7 protein-coding genes and 1 tRNA gene are annotated in these 6819 nt (G+C 57.4%); 2 read left to right on the forward strand and 6 right to left on the reverse strand.

Annotated elements, in window-relative coordinates; genetic code table 11:
* The first annotated feature begins 220 nt into the window (after nt 1-220).
* Nucleotides 221-664 (forward strand): DUF29 domain-containing protein, encoded by a 444-nt coding sequence (locus tag NW829_RS07870; RefSeq protein WP_414416817.1) that lies wholly within the window; start codon nt 221-223, stop codon nt 662-664.
* 120 nt (nt 665-784) lie between these two features.
* On the opposite strand, the gene NW829_RS07875 is transcribed toward NW829_RS07870, so the two are convergent.
* The 5 genes from NW829_RS07875 to NW829_RS07895 all read right to left on the reverse strand — a co-directional run bounded on the left by NW829_RS07875 (nt 785) and on the right by NW829_RS07895 (nt 4060).
* Nucleotides 785-1714: a restriction endonuclease gene (locus NW829_RS07875; protein WP_414416818.1), complete on the reverse strand. Its 930-nt coding sequence runs from the start codon at nt 1712-1714 to the stop codon at nt 785-787.
* Between the two features lie 137 nt (nt 1715-1851).
* Nucleotides 1852-1923 (reverse strand) — tRNA-Met (locus NW829_RS07880).
* Between the two features lie 99 nt (nt 1924-2022).
* Nucleotides 2023-3483: a DASH family cryptochrome gene (locus NW829_RS07885; protein ID WP_414416819.1), complete on the reverse strand. Its 1461-nt coding sequence runs from the start codon at nt 3481-3483 to the stop codon at nt 2023-2025.
* A gap of 12 nt (nt 3484-3495) precedes the next feature.
* Nucleotides 3496-3825, reverse strand: coding sequence for an HU family DNA-binding protein (locus NW829_RS07890; protein ID WP_238376891.1), 330 nt, complete (start codon nt 3823-3825; stop codon nt 3496-3498).
* A 37-nt stretch (nt 3826-3862) separates the two neighbouring features.
* Complete coding sequence (locus NW829_RS07895) at nt 3863-4060, reverse strand: cytochrome b6f subunit family protein (RefSeq protein ID WP_041436278.1); 198 nt, start codon at nt 4058-4060, stop codon at nt 3863-3865.
* A 141-nt stretch (nt 4061-4201) separates the two neighbouring features.
* Here NW829_RS07895 and NW829_RS07900 point away from each other — a divergent pair, with 141 nt between their 5' ends.
* Nucleotides 4202-4645 (forward strand): ATP-binding protein, encoded by a 444-nt coding sequence (locus NW829_RS07900; protein ID WP_414328951.1) that lies wholly within the window; start codon nt 4202-4204, stop codon nt 4643-4645.
* Between the two features lie 3 nt (nt 4646-4648).
* Here the strand turns inward: NW829_RS07900 and NW829_RS07905 are convergent, their stop codons facing one another.
* Entirely contained in the window at nt 4649-6457 is a 1809-nt protein-coding gene (locus NW829_RS07905; protein WP_414416820.1) for a DUF3352 domain-containing protein, read from the reverse strand.
* Nucleotides 6458-6819 lie beyond the last annotated feature (362 nt).

The following is a 6819-nucleotide window of genomic DNA, read 5'->3' on the forward strand; positions in this document are numbered from 1 at the left end:
CCCCTTATCGCCTGGATCCTGGGCCGTGATCAAGCGCTCCAGACCTGTTGAAACCTCATATTGTTCAGGGTCAGGCCCCATTGGGATCCAACGCTGCCACAGATCCGAGGCTTTGTAGCTACAGAGTTTGAGGACTCGATAAACTTATGAGGTCGAAGCTCAACGGCTGGAACCGGTAGGATTGACTTATCTTTGGCCGGTGTCCTGTTAGGAATGGATCATGGCGCTTTACGACTGCGACTTTTATGCCTGGACGCAAGAGCAAGCCGCACTGCTGAGATCGGGGCAGTGGGATCGATTGGATATTCCCAACTTGGTGGAGGAGATTGAGACTTTGGGCAGGCAAGAACGCCGCGAATTGGTGAATCGGCTAGGGATCCTGGTGGGCCATCTGCTAAAGTGGCAGTTTCAGCCTCAACAACGAAGCAAAAGTAGGATAGCCACAATTATCGAACAGCGGCAAGAGGTGCAGGAGTTAATTGCGGATAATCCCAGCCTTAAGTCTTATCTGGTTGAAGCAATGAATAAAGCTTATCAAAAGAGCGTCCTGCTGGTGGCTAAAGAAACGCCTCTATCTCTGGACGATCTGCCTGCCCAGTGTCCCTACACATTGGATCAGGTGATGGATCCCAACTTTTACCCCGAACAGGAGAATTCCCAGTGACGCTAGACCTCGATACTTATGCCCATACTTAAGGAGGCGATGGCACTACATGAACTTTGCTAGCTTTGCTCCTTGTGTTAACTCTGCTGGCCCTAGCAGCTCAATTTTCTCACTCCGATGTTAGATGCTCTCTTCAAAATAATCACTATCAATCTTCTTTACCGGATACAATGAAACTGTAGATACGCCAACGTCGTGCTCAATCATTAGATTTGTTAGTTGTTCGCCGTCAATCAAAACAATCTTACTGCCGATCTGCGAAACGTAGCTGCTAGCGTCTTCAGTAAACCTGGAGGTAGTGATAAAAATACCCTTGTTTGCTCTTTGAGCCTGTAAAGCACCCACAAACTGCATGACATCAGGACGACCTACCGGATTGCTATCCCAACGCTTTGCCTGAATATACACAACATCAAGACCGAGTTTGTCCTCTTTGATGATCCCATCAATTCCACCGTCACCACTTCTACCAATTGCTTTGCCTGCATCTGCTCGTGAACCTCCATAGCCCATTTTAACCAGCAGCTCCACAACAACCTTTTCGAAGAAGGCGGGCGATACTTTCTTTAGCTTGGCAAGCAGTTCATCAGCCAGTTTGTCACGGAGACTTTCATATGCAGCTTCTAACTGCTCTAATGGTGTCGCTGCCGAAGTCTCTGATAAAGCTTTTTGTTTGCTTGCCTTGTTGCTGCTTCTTGTGTCTTTGGGCCCCTCAAATTCTCGGAATTCAGGATATTGCCTGAGTAACTCTACATTGATGGTTTTGGGCTGTTTTTCAAGAAGATCTCTTCCGCGGTCAGTAATTTGGTAGAATCCTCTGCGCGTTGTTTCCAGCAGCCCTGCCTTTTTCATATAAGTTGCAGCCCAGCCGACGCGATTGACAAAGGTTGGCTGTACACCGCTCGGCAGCATCTCCCTGAGATCGTCCTCTGTGAGGCCCAGTTCCTTTGCTAGAGCTTCAACAGCTTCGCTGGTTGATATTTCGGTTTCTTTACGTGCTGCAAACTGGAGAAGTGGCAACATCAAGCTCTGATAATCGGGAACGGCCATTTGTAGAACCGATGTGAAGACAGGGATCCCAAACCGAAGTAGGTTCCACCCATAACTTTACGCCAACCCTCTGCCTGCTGCAAGCCAGTTAGGGTATCCGCCAGGCCGGGAAGCCTCTGAAAAAAGTTTGACGTGGATGGCTCAGGCGTGATTTGAACACGCGACCAAGGGCTTATGAGTCCCCTGCTCTACCGCTGAGCTACTGAGCCAGGATAGTGCTTAACTAGAATAGCACTCTTGGGCCGGAACTGCGCCTCAGAAAATCCCCTCAGCCCCCTCTCGGGAAGAAGCCCCAGACAAGGCAATGCCTATCGGCAGGTCAGGGCAGCTTCGTAAACCCGTCGGTTGGCCGCGAGAGACTTCTCCAAATCCACCAGTGGGCGAGGGTAGTCCACCCCCAATCGGACTCCAAATTGCTTCTGCTCGGCAGCAGTGAGGCGATAGGGCTCGTGGATTTTATCCCCCGGGATCCCGGCCAATTCCGGCAACCAGTGGCGCAGATAGTCTCCTTTGGGATCATACTCGCGAGATTGCTTGGGGATGTGGAAGTAGCGGAAGCCACGGGCATCATTCCCTACGCCGGCGGTGTAGTTCCAATTGCCGTAGTTGCTGGCCACGTCGTAGTCGATGAGCAGCGACTCAAACCACTCAGCGCCCATGCGCCAGTCGATGCCCAGGTTTTTTGTCAAAAAGCTGGCCACATTCTGCCGTCCCCGGTTGGACATAAACCCAGTAGCCGCCAGCTCCCGCATGTTGGCATCCACCAAGGGGTAGCCCGTCTCACCCCGACACCAAGCCTGGAAGCGCGGCCAATCCTGTTGCCAAGGGATGGGGATCCCTTGGATCCCAGAAGGACGGAACAGTTTGGCGCCGTGCTTGGCCAAGATAAACCGAAAATAATCCCGCCACAGCAGCTCAAACACCAGCCAGTAGGTGGACTCATTGCGCACCCGCTCCTGCTCGTAACGCTTGACCTCGGCATAGACGGTGCGAGGGGAGATGCAGCCCAGGGCCAACCAAGCAGAAAGCCGGGAGCTATCGTCGGGATCCAACATGCCGTTGCGGGTTTCTTTGTAGATGCGCAGCCGATCCAGATCCCAAAAGTAGGTTTGCAGGCGGGCATGGGCAGCAGTGCTGCCGCCAAGGTAGGTGAAGCGGGCCCGTGGATCCCCGGCAGGTGGGGATAGCCCCAGCGAGGCCAAAGTAGGCAGAGGGCCGGGATCCAAACCCGATGGCAGGGGGGGGATCGAGGGAATGGGCAAGGGATCCCGGATGGGAGTGCTTTCCTCGACTTGCTTTCGAAAGCGGGTGAACAGCTCGGGCAGTTGCGAGAGACAAAAGGGGAGATCCTCAGGGTGATAGAGGGTATGGCCCCAATCAACCTGCAGCCGGATCCCCAGAGACCGCAAAGCCCGCTCAACAGCAGCCGCCACCTCCTTCTCCTCGGTGCCCACCTCTTCATGGGCATAGACCGCCTCGACCCCCCACTCCTGTGCCAAGGTGGGGATCACCTGTTCTGGCTGTCCCTGGCGGATCACCAAATCCGAGCCGCGCGACCGCAACTGCTGCCGCAGATCTGCCAAACTCTCCAGCAAAAACTGACCGCGGAAAGGGCCGGTTCTGGGGCGGAGCCCAAGGGAAGTCTCGCCGAACTGGCGGGGATCCAAGCAATACAAGGGGATCAAAGGGGATCCCTGTTGGCAGGCCCGCGTCAGCGGCTGGTGATCCAGCAGGCGCAAGTCGGTGCGAAACCACAGCAGGACGGTCATTCTGCAGCTACCCTACACGGATCCCGCGGACTCAGACTTGGACACCCGAACCCCAGCTGGACGCCCCAGCTCAGGGCTGGGAACAAAATGAGGCACATCGGCAGCCGGGATGTGAACAGGGGCCTTGGTGCGCGGATGATAGGTTTGCCGGGCGGGACGATGGCGCAGCGAGAACGTGCCAAAGCGAGCCAGCCGCACGGATCCCCCCTGGGCCAGGCATTGGCTAATGCTGTCCAGCATAGCCTCCAGAGCAGCAGCAGCCATTTCCACGGTCAGGCCATCCACCTGCGCGGCCATCTGGCGGGCCAGCAAACGGCGAGTCAAATGAGGAGGAGAAGCCACCAACCGACCCTCTAGACAACAGAACACAGACAGGGGCTTAGAGCACCTCCAGTTCACTCTCGAAAAACCAATGTCGAGAGCGATCGGGAAACTCCAGAATGTAGCCGACACCGCTGCCATCGACCACACGCCGTGCCAGCACCACAGCCTCTTTGCCCACCAGAGCGCTGAGGTTTTCTTGTCCGCGATCCTGGACAGAGCGAACTTTGACCTTATTTCCAACCTTGATCGCCATAAAACCGCGAAGAGACTTACCACTCAAGATGGTACGGCAAAAGTCCCCTTGCCGAGCTCCTGCCGCACCTCTGCTGGGGTTGACCCCGATGGGATTGCTAGAATGGGGTCAGAGTGCCGTGCCCCAGGGAAGACTGCCTCCGTGATTGCCCTTTCCCTCAAACCCGCCCACTGCTCCTGGAGCGTTATCAGCTTTCCCTCCACCCTCTACACTCAGCCTGTCCTCGATCTCTTGATCTCAAAAGTCCCTCCTGCCTGGAGAGCGGAAATACGTTTGGGCCTACAGGAAGCAATCATCAATGCCGTCCGCCACGGCAACGGCCTCGACCCCAACAAGAAGGTGATCATCGAGTACGCCAGCTCGGAGCCCTTTTACCAATGGCTGGTGCGAGATCAAGGGCCCGGCTTTTGTCCCCAAGAGAAGCTCCACCGATGCCAACATAACATCTTGGAAACCGAAGAGTCGGGCCGAGGAATGCTGCTGCTCACCCAAATCTTCGACTTTGTGGAGTGGAATGAAATGGGCAACCAGGTCTATCTGGCCAAGTACATCCACCCCAACTGCCGGGATCCCTGGATAGTCTGACCCTCAATACCACTCCCAAAACAGCTTGCCCATTTGGGTAATCTGGCAGCCCCGATCGGGGTAGGGAGCTTCAGAAACCGCTAGGGCTGTGGTGGCGAAGGCAAAGCGCGTGGATGCCCAGCGGGATCCCTTAGCGCTCCGCGCCGCTGACGCGACCGGGTCGGGCAGCTCGCTTTCCAAGAGCAACCCCAGGGATCCATAGCCATAGCCCAAATTGCGGTGGGGCAGGGAAGCCACCAACTTGCGCCAGGCGCGATTTGCACTCAAGGGGGGATCCGCGAGGGCCGTCTCCAGAGCCCCCAAAGAAGAGGCCAGGTAGGAATAGCCTTTGCGATCGGCATGATACACCTGTGCCGGCAGCGGGATCCCTGGCAGCGTTTGGGGGAGAGCCTCTGCCGCCTGCAATGACGCGGATCCTCCTTTCCCACTGACTTCCAGCGGCTCGCCTGCCAACACAGGGATCTCCGGTCGATGGATAGAGCGGTAAGGACTCCGTCCCGCTGTCGCCACCGGCGGGGGTTCTGACGGCAAGGACTCCGTCTCCCCCGCAGGAGTGGTCGGTTGGGCCCAGGCAGTGGCGGTGCCGCGCTTCGTTGCCAGAGAGATTACCTGCCAGCCTTGGGCGCGTGCCCGCTCATCCAAGTCGAAATAAGGACTCCGTCCCGCTGTCGCGACCGACTCATCCGGCAGCTTACCGACCCACAGCCAGGCTGGATCCCCGTCGCCGGGCAAAAGGGCAAAGGCAAACTCTCCCCGTTCCGGCAACAGACGCTGCCAGTCCAGCGCCACCTGAGATTGCAAGCGCTGCAGCCACTGGCCGGGATCCACCCGCAACCCCAGGGGATTTAGGGGCTGGATCTGCCCCAGGCTCTGCCAAACTGAGACCAGATTCTCTCCGGAAATCAGCGCCAAGGTTTTATCCGGCAGATGTTGAAGGATCTGCGGGCGAAAGGCTTCTGCCGCCGGCAAGGAGAAGCCAGCGGGCGCATGCCAGAGGGCAGCACTTTCGGCCACCAAGCCGCGGAAGTTTACCCCCAACCCCAGCCCTACCGCCTGCAACGTCAGCCCATCTGAAGAAACCGCCTCTGGATTTTGCCAGAAGGCCCAACCCACATGCGCCTCCCGCAAGGGCTGGATGACCTGCTGAAACAGAGGCTGAGCCACCAGAGACAACTGCGGCAACTGCCAAGCATCGATTGCAGCCCGAATGGCAGCAGACTGCTCCGCCAACAACACGTATTGCTCGCCGAAAACGGCTGCCGAGAACCCCTGCAGGCCCGGAATCGGGCTAGACACCACCTGAATGCCCTTGTAAGTGTCCACCTGCACCGGCCTCCCGGCCAAGCTCTGCCGTTCCCACAACAGGTTCAGCTCAAATTGAGAGACTGCCGCATCCCGCGTTTCTAGGGCAACCAAGGTGCCCCACTCCGGCAAACTGGCCAAGAGGGTGCTCCTCCCCAGCCAGGGCCGCACCTCCCGCTCAAAATCAAGGGATCCCCCGGCCAGCATGGATCCCAGCCAGCCTGGGCCTTCAGGGGAGAAAAACTTTTGCCACTGCTGACGGGCAGCGCGTCGCTGGGGGGCAGGAGTTGCCGCTTGCCAAAACGCTTGCACCTCGTCCAGGGGAACAGCCAACACCAGCAGCGCTTGCGCAGAGCTGGGGGCAAAGCCCACAATGGGTGGCAGCTCCGGGTGGGCCAGCAACAAAGCCACCGGACTGCGGGTGAGCAGCCATACGACAACCCACACCACCATGGCGGCCAGAAGACCAAGCCCAATCAGGATCCCGCGCAAGAGTTGCCGTCGTCCCATATCTCAATCTCTGCACCGAGGGAGACATGGCGCGGACACCCAGGCCCTACTGCTCTGCACTGCTGGCATGAACAGGCCTAGTGAAGAAGCGCTGCCCTCAGTCATGCATGATAAAACCTTACCATGGAACAGAGGCTCATCCTGGTGCGCAAGCTGGAGCCCACCGCTGAGCAGGCGGCCAAGTTTAGAGGCACCCCACAAGCCTTTGTGATCCGCACTACCATTCCAAATGCGCCCCTGTGTGCGTCCAACGCGCAGATAACCCTGCCCTGACCAGCCCGGCGGCCATCTAAGCCCATCGGAAAACCAAACCCATGTCAGAGTTTCAACTGGTTTCTCCCTATCAACCCACCGGAGATCAA

The sequence above is a fragment of the Synechococcus sp. R55.8 genome (assembly GCF_047461895.1).
GTDB lineage: Bacteria > Cyanobacteriota > Cyanobacteriia > Thermostichales > Thermostichaceae > Thermostichus.